This is a genomic window from Burkholderia sp. Ax-1720 (genome assembly GCF_011753035.1).
GTDB lineage: Bacteria > Pseudomonadota > Gammaproteobacteria > Burkholderiales > Burkholderiaceae > Burkholderia > Burkholderia gladioli.
In genome coordinates, this window is record NZ_VWWK01000164.1 from 1 (window position 1) to 15357 (window position 15357).

The 15357-nt window shown below is 70.0% G+C and carries 14 protein-coding genes and 2 pseudogenes; 5 read left to right on the top strand and 11 right to left on the bottom strand.

The annotated features are described in order from the left end of the window. From F3J18_RS38715 to F3J18_RS29645, 5 genes and pseudogenes are all read right to left on the bottom strand, one after another. A pseudogene (locus F3J18_RS38715) lies at positions 1 to 129 on the bottom strand (adenosylmethionine decarboxylase); the annotation flags it as partial. Next, complete coding sequence (locus F3J18_RS29630; RefSeq protein WP_166915705.1) at positions 126 to 275, bottom strand: hypothetical protein; 150 nt, start codon at positions 273 to 275, stop codon at positions 126 to 128. The pseudogene F3J18_RS38715 and the gene F3J18_RS29630, both read right to left, overlap by 4 nt. Then, positions 272 to 1789, bottom strand: a complete 1518-nt coding sequence (locus tag F3J18_RS29635) for a DUF4178 domain-containing protein (protein ID WP_166915707.1) — start codon at positions 1787 to 1789, stop codon at positions 272 to 274. Before F3J18_RS29635 ends, F3J18_RS29630 begins: the two co-directional genes overlap by 4 nt. A gap of 9 nt (positions 1790 to 1798) precedes the next feature. Next, the gene (locus tag F3J18_RS29640; protein ID WP_166915709.1) at positions 1799 to 2863 is read right to left on the bottom strand and encodes an SPFH domain-containing protein; all 1065 of its coding nucleotides are present in this window, start codon (positions 2861 to 2863) and stop codon (positions 1799 to 1801) included. 20 nt (positions 2864 to 2883) lie between these two features. Then, the gene (locus F3J18_RS29645) at positions 2884 to 3270 is read right to left on the bottom strand and encodes a DUF350 domain-containing protein (protein ID WP_025097521.1); all 387 of its coding nucleotides are present in this window, start codon (positions 3268 to 3270) and stop codon (positions 2884 to 2886) included. A 109-nt stretch (positions 3271 to 3379) separates the two neighbouring features. On the opposite strand from F3J18_RS29645, the gene F3J18_RS29650 reads away from it, so the two are divergent. Together F3J18_RS29650 and F3J18_RS29655 are read left to right on the top strand one after the other, a co-directional pair. After that, positions 3380 to 4891, top strand: coding sequence for a polyamine aminopropyltransferase (locus F3J18_RS29650; RefSeq protein ID WP_166915711.1), 1512 nt, complete (start codon positions 3380 to 3382; stop codon positions 4889 to 4891). Continuing rightward, complete coding sequence (locus F3J18_RS29655) at positions 4891 to 6510, top strand: NAD(P)/FAD-dependent oxidoreductase (RefSeq protein WP_166915713.1); 1620 nt, start codon at positions 4891 to 4893, stop codon at positions 6508 to 6510. The genes F3J18_RS29650 and F3J18_RS29655 overlap by 1 nt, the downstream gene beginning before the upstream one ends. 30 nt (positions 6511 to 6540) lie before the next feature. On the opposite strand, the gene egtD is transcribed toward F3J18_RS29655, so the two are convergent. The 3 genes from egtD to F3J18_RS29670 all read right to left on the bottom strand — a co-directional run bounded on the left by egtD (position 6541) and on the right by F3J18_RS29670 (position 9396). Continuing rightward, positions 6541 to 7518 carry an L-histidine N(alpha)-methyltransferase gene (gene egtD / locus F3J18_RS29660; protein WP_238541399.1) on the bottom strand — a complete coding sequence of 326 codons (978 nt, stop codon included), beginning with the start codon at positions 7516 to 7518 and terminating at the stop codon, positions 6541 to 6543. Between the two features lies 1 nt (position 7519). After that, a complete protein-coding gene (gene egtB, locus F3J18_RS29665; RefSeq protein ID WP_166915715.1) occupies positions 7520 to 8791 on the bottom strand; it encodes an ergothioneine biosynthesis protein EgtB in 1272 nt (423 codons plus the stop codon). A 218-nt stretch (positions 8792 to 9009) separates the two neighbouring features. Continuing rightward, a complete protein-coding gene (locus F3J18_RS29670; RefSeq protein WP_025097526.1) occupies positions 9010 to 9396 on the bottom strand; it encodes a DUF427 domain-containing protein in 387 nt (128 codons plus the stop codon). Between the two features lie 438 nt (positions 9397 to 9834). On the opposite strand from F3J18_RS29670, the gene alr reads away from it, so the two are divergent. Continuing rightward, positions 9835 to 10962, top strand: a complete 1128-nt coding sequence (alr, locus tag F3J18_RS29675; protein ID WP_166915717.1) for an alanine racemase — start codon at positions 9835 to 9837, stop codon at positions 10960 to 10962. 113 nt (positions 10963 to 11075) lie between these two features. Here the strand turns inward: alr and F3J18_RS29680 are convergent, their stop codons facing one another. Beyond that, complete coding sequence (locus F3J18_RS29680; RefSeq protein WP_166915719.1) at positions 11076 to 11894, bottom strand: enoyl-CoA hydratase; 819 nt, start codon at positions 11892 to 11894, stop codon at positions 11076 to 11078. A gap of 411 nt (positions 11895 to 12305) precedes the next feature. On the opposite strand from F3J18_RS29680, the gene F3J18_RS29685 reads away from it, so the two are divergent. Together F3J18_RS29685 and F3J18_RS29690 are read left to right on the top strand one after the other, a co-directional pair. Further along, complete coding sequence (locus F3J18_RS29685; RefSeq protein WP_025097529.1) at positions 12306 to 12644, top strand: hypothetical protein; 339 nt, start codon at positions 12306 to 12308, stop codon at positions 12642 to 12644. A 15-nt stretch (positions 12645 to 12659) separates the two neighbouring features. Then, positions 12660 to 12878: a hypothetical protein gene (locus F3J18_RS29690; protein ID WP_025097530.1), complete on the top strand. Its 219-nt coding sequence runs from the start codon at positions 12660 to 12662 to the stop codon at positions 12876 to 12878. A 230-nt stretch (positions 12879 to 13108) separates the two neighbouring features. Here the strand turns inward: F3J18_RS29690 and F3J18_RS29695 are convergent, their stop codons facing one another. Next, entirely contained in the window at positions 13109 to 14305 is a 1197-nt protein-coding gene (locus tag F3J18_RS29695) for a porin (protein ID WP_025097531.1), read from the bottom strand. Between the two features lie 536 nt (positions 14306 to 14841). Further along, positions 14842 to 15261 (bottom strand): annotated as a pseudogene (locus tag F3J18_RS29700) (rhodanese-like domain-containing protein); the annotation flags it as partial. Between the last annotated feature and the right edge of the window lie 96 nt (positions 15262 to 15357).

Below are 15357 nucleotides of genomic sequence, written 5' to 3' on the forward strand. Positions count from 1 at the left end.
GCCGGCCGCGCGCGCGGCCGCGGTCAGGATCGCCTCGAGCCGCGCCGCGTCGCGCAGCCGCGCGGGCTCGATGCCGTCGAGGTCGGCCAGCACGTGCGAACCCTGGGCGGGCGTCGATACCGGCCTCATTTGTGCGATCCGTAGGAGGAGTAGCCGCTGCGTGCCGAGGTGCTGCCGTAGCCGCCGTAACCGCTGCCGATATGGCTCTCGTGGCCGGCGCAGCTGAACATCAGCACCATCAGCGTCGCGTAGATGCCGTACAGCAGATGCTTCATCGTTGCCCGCCTCCGTTACCGGCGAACGCGCGCCAGATCCATTCCGGTACCCACAGCATCACCACGCCGAGGATCACCACCACCATGCCGGCGTCGAAGGCCAGCAGGACCGGCAGGTTCACCACGCAGAGGATCACGCTGAAGATCATCGGCAACGGCGCGAAGCTGGACTTGCCGGTGCCTTGCGCGGCGCGCTGCTGGCGCTGGGCGGCCGCGCCCGGCACGCTCGCGGCCAGCGAGGGCAGCTTGAAGCGCTCGGCGAGCTTGGCCGCGGTGAGCCGCGAGGCGCGCGACCAGACCAGCTCGTTCGGGCTGGTCTCGAGCGTGAGCTTGTTGCGCTGCCAACTGTAGTCGGCGATCTCGGTGATGTCGCCCACCCGCGCCTGCCAGTTGAAGGCGCCCACCACGTAGGTGATCTCGGAGCGATAGCGCTCGCGCTGCCGGTAGCGCTTGCCGTCGAGCGAGACCGCGTCCTCGTCTTCGATGGCAGGCCAGTTGTCGAGCACGCTCACGCGCTCCCAGCCGGCATCGCTGTGCACCAGCCACAGGAAGCCGCGCCTGGGATGCATCAGCAGGTATTCGTCCCAGCTTTCCTCGTCGCCGGGCACGCGGCAGCGCAGCATGCCGATCACCGTGTAGCTCAGGCCGTCGAACACGCCGCTCGCGCCGAGCGGCAAGGCGCCTTCCTGCTCGGCCAGCTTGCGCGCCTTCGAGAACACGATCTGCTGCTCGGGCGTGCAGTGGATGCCGGCGTGGCAGGAACTGCAGACCACGTAGTCGGCCAGGCCCGGCACATAGGATTGCGAAGCACCGCAGCTCGGACAGGCGAAGGCGATCATCTCGCCCTTGGGCGCGGCGGTGGCCGCCACCCTCTCCGGATCGCGCAGCCCCGTCAGCGCGAGGCGATCGAGTTCGAGCGCCTCGCCGACATACAGCTCGGGGCGCCCGCCGTTGCGCTCCGCCTCGGCATAGTCGAGCGTGGCGAAGGCCGAGCCGCTGCGCAGGTCGGCCACGCGCGCGGCCCAGCCCGCGTCGACGCGAAACGGCAGCTCGCCCTCGCCGCCAGTGCAGCGCGCGGTACGCAGGTCGGATACCAGGTAGCGCCGGCCGGCCAGTTCCTGGGGCTGGCCCGGCGCGAGCGAGGAGAAGGCGGGCCAGGCGCCGCCGGGCAGCGCCTCGTCCTGGCGCACCGTCACCGTGTACTGGCCCGAGGCTTCCGAGAGCCAGCCGAAGCCGCCGTCGTCGAAGGCGACATACCACTCGCTCCAGAAGCCGGCTTCATAGTCGAGCCGGATCCGGCCCAGCAGCGTGAAGGCCCGCTCGCCGAAGCGGCCCGCCGCGCCGATCTGCAGCAGGGAGTCGTCGTCGAGCACGGCGGCCAGCTCGCCGATCCGCTCGACCGCCTCGCCGCGCCGCAGCAGGGTGCTGCGGCAGAACCCGCAGACGGCCATCACGGCCGCCGGCGAGCGCATCTCGACCGGCGCGCCGCATTGGGGGCACGTGGTGTTGAACATCGGGCGGGCTTATTGCGTCAGTTTCGCGAGGATCTCGGCCTTCGCGCGCGCGTATTCGTCCTCGGTCACCAGGCCCTTGTCGAGCAGCGTCTTCAGTTGCTGCAGGCGCTCGACGTAGTCGGTGGCGGGTGCCGCGGCCGGTGCGGGGGCAGGCGCCGCCGGCTGGCCCGGCTGCGCCGCCGCAGGTGCAGATCCAGGTGCCGCCACCGGCGCCTGCGCCGGGTTGAGCCCGCCCGCCATGGCCTGGCCGATCGCCGCGCCGGCCGCGAGGTTCGCGCCCACCCCGGCCAGCCCGCCGGCATTCTGCGCGGCGAGCGGAATCGCCTGCGCGGCCTGGTACTGCGTGTAGCGCGCCAGGTCGCCCGTCATGCCGATGCTGATGCGCGTGTCGAGCGCCTTCTGCAGTTCGGGCGGCAGCGACACGCTCTCCACCGCGAAGGCGTCGAGCGCCACGCCGTAGCGCGCGAAGGTCGGCACCAGCGCCTCGGCGATCCGATGCGAGAGCAGCGACTGGTTCGCGGCCATGTCGACGAAGGGCACGTCGGCGTTGCCGAAGGCGGTGCTCATCGCGGTCACCACCAGGTTGCGCAACTGCTGCTCGAGATCGTCGACCGTGTATTCGCCGCGCGTGCCGCTGATCTCGCGATGGAACACGGTGACGTCGGCGATCCGGTACGAGTAGATGCCGAAGGCGCGCACCTGCACGAAGCCGAAGTCGCGATCGCGGATCGTCACCGGCTGCGGGGTGCCCCAGCGGCGGCCGAGCTGCAGCCGCGTGCTGAAGAAATAGACGTCGGACTTGAAGGGCGACTCGAACAGCTTGTCCCAGTTGCGCAGCGAGGTGAGCACCGGCAGCGTGCTGGTGCTCAGCTTGTAGAGGCCCGGGCCGAACAGGTCGGCGATACGGCCTTCGTTGACGAACAGGGCCGCCTGCGATTCGCGCACGGTGAGCTGGCCGCCGTACTGGATCTCGTTGTCCTGCATCGGATAGCGCCAGGCGAGCATGCCGTCGCCCGACTCGGTCCACTGGATGACGTCGACGAACTGCTTGCGAATGAAAGAGCCGATACCCATCGTAGTCTCCGTGCGCCGCGTCAGGTCAGGCAGGCGGCATTGATGATCCCGACCACCAGCGAGGCGCTGCCCATCAGGCCGCCCATCGCCGCGTTGCGGTCCTCGATCGCGTGGTTCATGCCGGGCAGGATGCGCGTGAGCACCACGTAGGTGAGCAGTTGCACGAGCATCGCGCCGATCGCCCACAGCACCACCGACAGCAAGGTGGAATTGTGGGCGATGCTGGAGGCCAGCGTCAGGCAGAAGCCGAGCAGCGCGCCGCCGAACGACAGCGTGGCCGCCACGTTGCCTTCGCGGATCAGCGCCAGTTCGTCGAACGGCGTGGCCTTCAGGTACACTGCCGCGAACACGAAAATCAGCGCGAAGGCCGACAGTAAATGCACTGCATAAGAAATGGCGCCGTTCATTCTAATTTCACCCGCGTCCTGTACCCGGTTCGTGGCTGCCCAACGGAAATCCGCGCCAGTATAGCCAGATCGCGCAAGGCTGCACAGCGGCCCCGCCCTGCCCCCCGCCATGCATAAACGCGCGCTCGTCCTGTCGGTGCTGGTGCTTGCCTCCTGCGGGCTCGGCTACGAACTGATCAGCAGCGCGCTGTCGAGCTACCTGCTCGGCGATTCGATCCTGCAGTTCTCCTCGGTGATCGGCTGCTACCTGTTCGCGATGGGGATCGGCTCCTGGCTGGCGAAGTTCGTCGAGGACGACGACGTGCTCGACCGCTTCGTCGACATCGAGCTGCTGGTGGGGCTGATCGGCGGCCTGTCGGCCGCCTTCCTGTTCGTGGTGTTCGGCTGGCTGGCGGCGCCGTTCCGCGCCGCGCTCTACGTGCTGGTGCTGGTGCTCGGCGTGCTGATCGGCATGGAGATCCCGCTGGTGATGCGCGCCTTCCAGCAGCGCCGCCAGGCGTTTCGCGACACCGTCAGCGAGGTGCTCAGCTTCGACTATCTCGGCTCGCTGGCGGTCTCCCTGCTGTTCCCGCTGGTGCTGGCGCCGCGCCTGGGCCTGCTGCGCACCAGCTTTCTGTTCGGCATCCTCAACGCGCTGGTGGCGGTCTGGACCACCCACCTGTTCCGCGCCGAGATCAGCCGCGTGCCGCTCAAGCTGATGCGCGCCGCGCTGGTGATCGGCCTGCTCGTGGCCGGCTTCGCGCTGTCGGGCACCATCACGCGCTGGTCCGAGCACGGCGTGTACGGCGACGAAACCGTCTACGCCGAAACCACGCCCTACCAGCGCATCGTCATCACGCAATGGCGCGACGACCTGCGGCTCTACCTGAACGGCAACCTGCAATTCTCCTCGCGCGACGAGCACCGCTATCACGAAGCCCTGATCCACCCCGTGCTCGACGCCCTGCCCTGGGCGCGCCATGTGCTGGTGCTCGGCGGCGGCGACGGCCTGGCGGTGCGCGAGATCCTCAAGCATCGCGGCATCGAGAGCGTGACCCTGGTCGATCTCGACCCGGCCATGACGCGGCTGTTCTCGACCGCCTCGCGGCTAGTCGCGCTGAACCAGGGCTCGCTGAAGGACCCGCGCGTGCGCGTGATCAACGACGACGCGGTGCGCTGGCTCGAATCGAACAGCCAGGTCTACGACGCGATCGTGGTGGACTTCCCCGATCCGACCAACTTCGGCATCGGCCGGCTGTTCTCGGTGCCGGTCTACCGGCTGCTGGCGCGGCATCTCTCCGAGAACGGCTACGCGGTGATCCAGTCGACCTCGCCCTACTTCGCGCCGCACGCGTTCTGGACCATCGACGCGACGCTGCGCGAGGCCGGCCTGCATACCTGGCCGTATCACTGCTACGTGCCCTCGTTCGGCGACTGGGGTTTCCTGATCGCCGGCAAGCGCGGCGACTACACGGTGCCCGCGCGCTTCTCGGTGCCCACGCGCTGGCTCGACGCGCGCACCGCGGCCGAGATGTTCCACTTCCCGGCCGACATGCCGGCCCTGCCGATGTCGCCCAACGAGCTGAACGACCAGCCGCTGGTGCGCCGCTTCGACGACGACTGGAAGCACGTGCTGCGCTGATGGACCGCCGACGCTTCCTGCTCGCCTCCGCCTCGCTGTCGCTGGCCAGTTGCGGCCGCAGCGGCTGGTTCGAGACCACGCCCGCGCTCGACTATCCCGGCATGCGCGAGGGCCACGCGCTGCGCGACCACCACGCGCTGCCGCCACCGCAAGGCGAGATCCGCGTCGACGTCGCGATCCTCGGCGCCGGCGCGGCGGGCCTGTCCTGCGCCTGGCAACTGGCGCGCGCCGGCCATCGCGACTTCCTGCTGCTGGGCGGCCCCGAGTTCGGCGGCAACGCGGCGGGCGGGCGCTTCGGCGAGCTCGGCTATCCGAAGGGCGCGCACTACCTGCCGCTGCCCTCGATGGAATCCACCCACCTGCGCGAGATGCTGGCCGACCTCGGCGTGATCGAGGCCGATCCGTTCACGGCGCGGCCGCGCTTCGACGAACGCATCCTGGTGCACGCGCCCGACGAGCGGCTGCTGATCGGCGGTCAATGGCAGGACGGGCTGGCGCCGACCCTCGGCATCGGCGCCGGGGAACTCGCGCAGCAGGCGCGCTTCTTCGCCTATGTCGATTCGCTGCGCGAGGCGCGCGGCCGCGACGGGCGCAAGCTGTTCTGCATCCCGCTGGCCGAATCCTCGACCGATCCGCCATGGCGCGCGCTCGACACGCTCACCTTCCGCCAATGGCTGCGCGAGCAGGGCTACACCGCGCCCTCGCTGCTCTGGTACCTGAACTACTGCTGCCGCGACGACTACGGCGCCGGCTTCGAGCAGGTCTCGGCCTGGGCCGGCCTGCACTACTTCGCCGCGCGCGGCGGCCATGCCGCCAATGCCGGCGACGGCGCGGTGCTGACCTGGCCCGACGGGCTGCATGCGATGGTCGACAAGCTGGTGGCCTCGACCCATGCGCGCCTGGGCAGGGAGGATTGGATCGGCGAGGGTTTCGCGGTGCGCGCGAGCCCCGGCGCGAACGGCGTCGAGGTGCTGTGCGCGCGGCTCGGCGCCGACGGCAAGCTCGCTAGCTTCACGCTCAAGGCGCGCCGCATGGTCTGCGCGATGCCGCTGTTCGTCGCCGCGCATGTATTCCCGCTGGCCGCCCACGGCTTCGAGCCGGCGCGCGACCTGCCGCCCCGCGCGCCCTGGCTGGTGTCGAACTTCCTGCTCGACGGCATGCCGGCGGAAGCGCCCGGCGAGGTGCTGGCCTGGGACAACGTGGTGTATCGCGGCGAGGGGCTGGGCTACGTGGTGTCCACGCATCAGCTGATCCGGCTTTCGCCGCCGCGCCGCTCGGTGTTCTCGGCCTACACGGCGCTCGACACGCCGCGCACGCCCGACCAGACGCGCCGCTGGCTGGCCGCCGCCTCGCCGTCCGAGCTGCGCGAGCAGGCCGCCGTCGACCTGCGCATCGCTTACGGACGCGAGCTGTGGCGTCACGCCAGCGCGCTGGAGATCACCGTGCGCGGCCACGCGATGGCCACGCCCGAGGTCGGCTTCCTGTCGCGGCCCGGCATCCTCGCGTTGCGCGAGGCCGACGGGCCGGTAGTGTTCGCGCACAGCGACCTGTCGGGGCTGTCGCTGTTCGAGGAAGCCTCCTACTGGGGAATGCGCGCGGCCGATCGCGTGCTGGCCTGAACCGGCCCGCGTCGGCAACGCGCCCCGCGTTCAGCGCGCCGGGCTTTCCAGCCAGTGCAGGCTGAACAGTTGCGCCTCGTCGGTCCACACCTTGCGCGGCACGTAGCCGGCACGCTCGGCCATCTCGCGGAAGCCGTCGAGCGTGAACTTGCGCGAATTCTCGGTGTGGATCGTCTCGTCCTCGGCGAACTCGAAGGCCTGGCCGCCGACCTTCACGGTCTGCGCGCGCAGGCTGACCAGGTGCATCTCGATGCGCTGCAGCCGGCTGTCGTAGAACGCGCGATGACGCCAGGCGTCGAGATCGAAGTCGGCGCCCAGCTCGGCATTGGCGCGCGCCAGCAGGTTCAGGTTGAAGGCCGCCGTCACGCCGGCCGCGTCGTTGTAGGCGCGCTCCAGCACCGCCGTGTCCTTCACCAGGTCGACGCCGATCAGCAGGCCGCCGCCGGCCAGCAGCGCGGCGGTGCGGCCCAGGAAGGTATCGGCCTCGCGGTTCGAGAAATTGCCGATGGTCGAGCCGAAGAAGATGCCGATCCGTCGATCCGGCACGCGCGCGAGCTCGCGCATCGCTTCGGGCTGCAGATAATCGGCCGCCACCGGCTGCACCTCGAGCGCGGGATAGTGACGGCGCAAGGCGGCGGCCGACTCGCGCAGATAGGCCGCCGAGATGTCGACCGGCACGTAGCTGGCGGGCGGCTCGGCGGCCAGGCAGGCGTCGAGCACGAAGCGGATCTTCGACAGCGAGCCCGCGCCGAACTCGATCAGGTTCGCCTCGGCGCCGATCGCCTGCGCGATCTCGCCCGCGTGCGCCGCCAGGATCGCGTGCTCGGTGCGCGTCGGGTAGTACTCGGGCAGCTCGCAGATCCGGTCGAACAGCGCCGAGCCGGCCGCGTCGTAGAAATACTTCGGCGAGATGCTGCGCGGCCGGGTACCCAGCGCGTCGAGCAGGTCGCGCAGGAAGGGGTTCCGGGCAGGCGGGCGACTCGCGCTGTTGGGGTTCGCGCGGAACAGCTCAGAGGTCTCGTACAAGGCGTACTCCTGTGAATTGCCAGCGCGCGGCCGGCGGGAAGAAATTGCGGTAGGTCGGCCGCGCATGGCCCGGCGGCGTGGCCAGGCTGCTGCCGCGCAGCACCTGCTGCCCGACCATGAACTTGCCGTTGTATTCCGAGGCGATGCCCGGCAGCGGCCGGAAGCCCGGATACGGGTCGTAGGACGAGCGCGTCCATTGCCAGACGTGGTCGAGCATCTGCGCGATGCCGGGCAGCGCGCAGGCCGCCTCCCATTCGAACTCGGTCGGCAGCCGCGCGCCGGCCCATTCGGCATAGGCGGCCGCCTCGAAGAAGCTCAGGTGCGCCACCGGCGCGTCGGGATCGAGCGGCTGCAGGCCGTCGAGGCCGAAACCGAGCCAGCCGGGCAGGCCGGCGCCGGGATCGTGCGCGTCACGCGCGAGGCCGAGCGCGCCGGCCTCGCGCGACTGCCAGTAGGCCGGCGCGCACCAGCCCTCGCGCTGCACCGCGGCCCAGCCGTCGGACAGCCACAGCGCCGCGGTGGTGTAGCCGCCGTCTGCGATGAAGGCCGCGTAGTCGCGGTTGCTCACCAGGCGATCGGCGATCTCGAAGGGCCGCAGCAGCGCCTGGTGGCGCGGGCCCTCGTTGTCGAAGGCGAAGCCGCTGCCGTCATGGCCGATCTCGACGATCCCGCCCGCGTGCGCCAGCCAGCGCGCCTCGCCCGCCGGGCCGGCCGGCATGCGCGGCGCGGCGCCGTCGTCGCGATAGGCGGGCAGCAGCGGATTCACCGAGAAGGCATGCAGGATGTCGGTCAGCAGCAGCTCCTGGTGCTGCTGCTCGTGGTTGAGCCCGAGCGTGATCTCGGGCGCGATCTCCACCAGCAGCGGCAGGTCCGCGCCGCGCACCAGCTCGAGCAGGGCCGCTTCCACGTGATGACGATAGGCCAGCACGTCCTCCAGCGAGGGCCGCGACAGCATCCCGCGCCGCGGGCGCGCATGACGCGGCCCGAGCGCCTCGTAGTAGGAGTTGAAGAGGTAGGCGTAACGCTCGTCGAAGGGGGTGTAGCCAGGCGCGTGACGCGCCAGGATCACGGTCTCGAAGAACCAGGTGGTATGCGCGAGATGCCACTTGGTGGGGCTCGCGTCGGGCATCGACTGCAGGACCTGGTCCTCGGGGCTCAGCGGGCTCGCGAGCTCGAGGCTATGGCGCCGCACCGCGGCGATCTCCCGTTCCAGGGTCGACGCGAGCGTGCGCGCCGTCAGTTCGTTCTTGGTCATCGGTCGGATTCCGGGAGTGGCGGCCGGCCCGCGGTGGCGGACCGGCCCATGGATGTCACCAGCAAGCGTCCGCCCGCCGGGGCCCGCGCCACGGCGGCGGATGGTGCGCAAGGCCGCCCGGGCGCGAGGCGCGCGGGCGGGCGGGTCGGCACGCGGATCATGCGTTCCCCAAGTTCGTTGGAAACGCGGCCGCGGTTACAGTGCCTTGGCGGATTGGATCAGGCGGCGATCTCGATGGCGTCGACGCGCTCGGGATAGAACGCGAAATGGCCGGCGATCGAGGCGACCGCCTCGTGCGGCGATTCGTAGGACCAGATCGCGTTCTCGCCGCGCGGGCCGAGCGCGGGAATCGAGTAGTAGCTGGCCTCGCCCTTGTAGGGGCAATAGCTGGTGTGGCTGCTGCGCACCACGCGCGTGACGTCGATATCGGCGCGCGGGATGTACTGCACGGGCGGATAGCTGGCCTCGCGCAGCGTCAGCGCGCCGTGCGTGTCGGCCAGCGGCGCGCCGTCGGCCAGCACGCGGACATGGGCGCCGGTGGGCGCGATCGTAATCGGATGATCCGGGCCGGGAACCCGGACGGGGCGATCGGATGACGAGGACATGGGGTCGCTCCTTCAGCGTTCATCGCGCTTGAATATTCCGGCATCGTACGTCGATTTCATGACATGCGTACGAGGCCGGCACCAACCCGGGCCGCCGGCCCGCGCACGGCGCGCCGGGCAGGGCCGGCAAGGGCTGGCGCGGCCGCTCGCGCGATACGGAAATGCGAGCAGCTTCGGCCAGCCGCGGCCGGGCTTGTGTCCCGCCGCAGGTTCCATGCCCGCAACCGGGGCCGGATGGTGGCACGGCGACTGCCGCCCGGGCCGCGCGATCCGCCCGGCCTCGGGCAATCTTTACCAAAAACGTGACAAAAACATTAAATAAAACTGCCTCGATGCCCATATGATGGCGTCCGTCACCATACCAACCGCGAAACGCGCTATCGATCGCCACTGAGAGGCCGGTCGGCAAGGCGCATCGCCATTCCGACCGAGACCGCCATGCCCCGTCCCATCCTTGCCCAGATCCGCCCCGCCGCGGTCCGCCACAATCTCGCGGTGATCCGCCGACGCGCCGCCAGTTCGCGCGTGTGGGCCGTGGTCAAGGCGAACGCCTACGGCCATGGCATCGAGCGGATCTATCCGGGGCTGGCCGAGGCCGACGGCATCGCCCTGCTCGACCTGGACGAGGCGGTGCGCGTGCGCGAGCTGGGCTGGACCCGGCCGGTGCTGCTGCTGGAAGGCCTGTTCGAGCCCGCCGATGTCGCGATCGCGGATCGCTACCGGCTCAGCGTCGCGGTGCATGCCCCGGAACAGCTCGACATGCTGGCCGCCGCGCGCCCGACGCGCCCGATCGACATCCAGCTCAAGATGAATTCCGGCATGAACCGGCTGGGCTTTCGCCCCGACGTCTATCGCGAGGCCTGGCAGCGCGCCTCGGCGATGCCGGCGGTGGGCCGCATCGCGCTGATGATGCACTTCGCCAATGCCGACGAAGGCCAGGCCGACTGGCAGATGCAGGTGTTCGACGCGGCCACCCAGGGCCTGCCCGGCGAACGCACGCTGTCGAACTCGGCCGGCGTGCTCTGGCATCCGGCCGCGCACCGCGACTGGGTGCGCCCCGGCACCATCCTCTACGGCGCCTCGCCGACCGGCGTGGCGCGCGACATCGCCGACACCGGGCTGCTGCCCTCGATGACGCTGAGCAGCCGGCTGATCGGCATCCAGACCATCGAGGCCAACGAGACGGTCGGCTACGGCCGGCGCTTCGCCGCCTCCAGCGCGATGCGGGTGGGCGTGGTGGCCTGCGGCTATGCCGACGGTTATCCGCGCCACGCGCCCACCGGCACGCCGATCGTGGTCGACGGGGTGCGCACGCGGGTGGTCGGCCGCGTCTCGATGGACATGCTGACGGTCGATCTCACGCCCTGCCCGAACGCGCGTATCGGCTCGCCGGTCGAGCTGTGGGGCAACCAGGTGCATGTCGACGAGGTGGCCGAGGCCGCCAGCACGATCGGCTACGAGCTGATCTGCGCGATCGCGCGGCGCGTGCCGGTGGAGGTCGAGCCGCTGGTCGATGCCGAGCCGCTCGAACGGCCGGCGCTGCGCACCGGCAGCTACGGGCGCTGATCCGGCGTCGCTGCATTCCCGGCGGGCGCGGGCTCGCGCTCGAGCCATCCCGGCGGGCGCGGGCAACAGGCCAGCCGGCAGCGCCTGCCTCGCGCGCGCCGCCGGCCTCGATCTCAGGCTTCGCCCGATCGGCCCCAGCGTGCCGGCCGCTTCTCCAGGAACGCGTCGATCCCCTCCTCCACGTCGGGCTCCATCATGTTGTCGGCCATCACCGCGGCCGCATGGCGATAGGCTTCGTCGAGCGGCAGCTCGCGCTGGCGATGGAACATCGCCTTGCCATGACGCACGGCGGCCGGCGACTTCGCCACGATGCTGGCCGCCAGGCGCGCCACCGCCGCATCGAGCGCGTCGGCCGGCACCGCCTCGTTGACCAGCCCCCAGTCGCGCGCCGTGCTCGCGTCGATGAAGCGCCCGCTGACCAGCATCTCGAAGGCGCGCTTGGCCGAGACGTTGCGCGACAGCGCCACGGCCGGCGTCGAGCAGAACAGCCCGACCTCGATGCCGGAGACGGCGAAGCGCGCCGTATCGGCCGCCACCGCCAGGTCGCAAGCCGCCACCAGCTGGCAGCCGGCCGCCGTGGCCACGCCCTGCACGCGCGCGATCACCGGCACCGGCAGGCCGCGGATCGCCTGCATCAGGGCGCTGCAGCGCGTGAACAGTTCGAGGTAGTCGCGGCGGGCCGTGGCCGAGCCGCGGCGCGCGCGCATCTCGCGCAGGTCGTGGCCGCCGCAGAAGGCGCGGCCCTCGGCGGCCAGCACCACACAGCGCAGCCGCGTATCGCCGGCCAGCGAGTCGAAGGCGCGGCCGAGCTCGGCGAGCATCGCATCCGACAAGGCGTTGGCCTGGGCCGGCCGGTTCAGGCGCAAGGTGGTCACGCCCTGGGCGTCCTCGCGCAATACATGGGGTTCGTCGTCGCCTGCTGGGGAATGCATGTCGCCCTCCTGGCTGCCTCGATGTTTTCGTATTTTTCAATGGGGCGTCGCGCGCACGCGACGGTCCTGCGCGCCACCTTACACCGCTTCGGACCGGTCCGAGCCGCCTCGGCGCCTGTCGCCGCGCGCCCTGCCGCGATCGGAGCCGCGCCGCGTCTGGCGCCGACGCCGACGCCGCGTTTCATGCCTCGCGACCGCGTCGAAAATACTGTATATTCATACAGCACTCGACTCGCCGGCGGCCGGTAAAAATCGCCTGCCGGGCAGTGTGTCCATGAGACAATCGCTCGTTGGCCGAAGCTCGCCGCGCAGTGCAATCGCGCGTGGCACCGGCCGACACGGAACGCGCCGCCATGGCGGCAGGTTCCGGTGCCACACGGAGAATACATAGTGAAACTGGTTGGATGCGGGTTGCTGTTGCTGGCGGTCACGTCGCCGGCATTCGCGGGCGACCACTACGTCGAAATCTGGAATCCGCCCGAAGCACGCGGCGGTGCCCACCACGACATGGCGCCGGCCGTGCCGAAAGCACCGAAACAACACAAGCGCGTCGCACCGCGCCTGGTCGACGCGGGCGTGCGCCCGCCGGCCGTGGAAGCGGCCAAGCCGCTGGCAAGGTCGCACGCGGCCACGCCCGATACACCGCGCGCCGCCCCGGGCACGCCCGAGATCCCGCGCCTGTTCACGCCGGACGGCAACGTGCTGCGGGTCGGCACGCCGGCCGCCGCGGGCGTCACCATCCTGCGCTGACGGAAGCCCCCGCCGATGGAAGCCGAAACCTACAAGGGCTACCAGATCTGGGGCCATGCGATCCTCCAGCAGGAGGAGATCATGCAGCCCGATCGTTATGCGGCCAGCGGCACCATCACGCGCAACAACCGGCTGGTCGACGCCTCGAGCGTGCTCGGCGTGTTCGATACCGAGGATGCCGCGCGCTTCGCCGGGCTCGAATGGGCGCGTGCCTGGGTCGACAGCCACGGCTGATTGAACCGCCGCGTCCTTCCCTTGCCGTAGCACGTGCATGGCCTGATCCGGCCAACCATCCTTTCCAGGCAATTCCCCTCGCTCGACACCTCGTCGCCGGTTCGTGTCCACGATCGATTCGCCGGCAGCCTCATCGTCCAGCCATGAAAAAACGGGCAGCCCCGCCGAGGCGGGAGCTGCCCGTTTTGCATTCGCGAGCGCGACGCGATGCGCCGCGCCCGCGCGCTCGATCAGAAGCGGTGGATCAGGCCGACGCCCAGGCCGACCTGGCCGCGCGTGGTGGCCGGCGTGCTGTTGAAGCCGTCGCCGATCGAGGCCGTCGCCGCGATCACCTTGCCGTTCGACAGCGTGTTGCCCGAGGCGTGCTGGTAGGCCTCGACCGCGTACAGGCCGGTGCGCTTGGACAGGCTGTAGTACTGCGAGGCCGTGACCTGGTGGTAGCGGGCCGCGCTGGACACGCCGTTGGACAGCGTCGCCGCCGTGTAGCTGTAGCCGAGCCCGAAGTCCCACACGGCAACCGGCTTGAAGTGCAGCACCGCGCCGGCGGTGTTGAAGGTGGCCGTGTTGCGGAAGGTCGAGTTGGCGCCCGGGATGTACTGCACGTTCGAGTAGGAGACCGTCACGTCGAACTGCGAGGTGAACTGGTAGCCGCCCGTCACCGCCACGCGCTGCTGCGCCTGCGCCGTGATGTAGCCGTTGTTGATCGCCGACACGGCTGCCTGCGCGCCGCCGTTCGAGGTGGTCGAGTTCGGGCTCCAGGCGCCGCCGCCCGAAGCCGCGTTGTTGACGCGCTGGAACGCCGCGGCCACGCCGAGCGGGCCGTTGGTGTACTGCAGGCCCGCGCTCCAGGTCGAACCGGCGTTGACGCTGCCCGGCTGGCCGCCGAACGAGTAGGAGCCGCCGAACGTGAAGCCGTAGTACTTCGGCGACATGTAGACCAGCGAGTTGTTGGCACGGTAGCTGGTGTCGAGCGAATCGATATCGCCCGGGTGCGCGCCGAAATAGCCGGTCAGCCAGGTAGTCGGGCTCCACGGCGAGAGCAGCGTGTAGTAGGCGGTGTACTGGCGGCCGGCGGTCAGCGTACCGTACTTGGTATCGGACAGGCCGACGAAGGCCTGGCGCGTGAAGATGCCGCCGCTGAACTGCGAGGTGCCGTTGGCGGTGTTGACGCCGGCTTCCAGGGTGAACACGGCCTTGGTGCCGCCGCCCAGGTCTTCCGCGCCCTTCAGGCCGAAGCGGCTGCCCGCCCAGACGCCCGTCGACATCTTCACCGACGAATGGCCGTTGGCCGTCTGGCCCAGCGAGCCGCTGCTGTTCTGGTAGGCCAGGCCATTGTCGACGATCCCGTACAGGGTCACGCTGCTCTGGGCGTGCGCGGCCGTGGCAAGGCCGGCTGCCGTGATGGCAACCGCTACGTGCTTTTTCATTGCTTCTCCATCCTCAGGATTCTTTGGTCTCGTGTGCTACGGGCATGGGCGAGTTTCCATGCCGGCGCCATTCTGACCGAGAAGCTGACAATTCCCTACCAGTCAAAAGCGCATCGTCGGTTCGGCGCAACGCGGGAATTCACTAAACGGTGAGCGTTTGAGCGCGATGCACAAAGCGTTTTTCGTTTGATTGTCGAATCGATGAAACCGGTCCCGGCATAAACCCTGATTTACATTTCAGGCGCAAAACCCAGGTGCGTCAGGCTGGCGCTGGCGTTTGAATTGATGCGTCGCAGCAAATCAATTGCATACGATGTATTGCCCCTGCCGCCGCCGGAAACGCGAGCAGACAGACTTACAAGTCTGTTTCCGGATCGGGCGATCGGAATGTCATACGTAAGGATCGGGCGGGGCGCGCGACGAGGCAGGGGCATCGCAAGTCGCGCGGCCATCGAGGCGGGGGTCGGCCGCGAACGGCGGCCGGGAAGGATGCGCTGCCGCGCCGGATCGACACCGGCGCGGCAGCGCGGCGACGCTCAGATCACCTGGAAATGATGCGTGCCGTCACGGCCCAGTTGCTCGACCAGGCCGAACTCCCAGTCGAGATAGGCCTGCATCGCGGCGGCCGCGTTGTCGGTGCCCTCGTAGGGACGCCGGTAGCGATCGGTGCGCGGCGTGGCCAGGCGCGTCTCGCCCGCCTCGACGGGCAGGCCCGCGTCGATCCAGGCCAGCGTGCCGCCGTCGAGCACGAACACGCCGATCTCGGCCGGCAGCAGCGCGCGCAGGTCGACGGCCGCGAAGGCGGCCAGTTGCGAGGTATTGCAGGTCAGCACATAACGCCGCGCGGCCGGAATCGTCGCGAGCGCCGCGCGCAACTGCGCGCGCACCGCGTACCAGGCACCCGGCACGTGCCGCTTCACGTAGTTGGCGGGCGAGCGCCTGTCGATCGCGGCCAGCCTGGCCATCGATTACCTGGAGCTGCGCCAGGCCGACATGGATATCGACCTGCTGACCCAGCAGCGCCGCATCGACGAACGGATCCTCGAGATGAC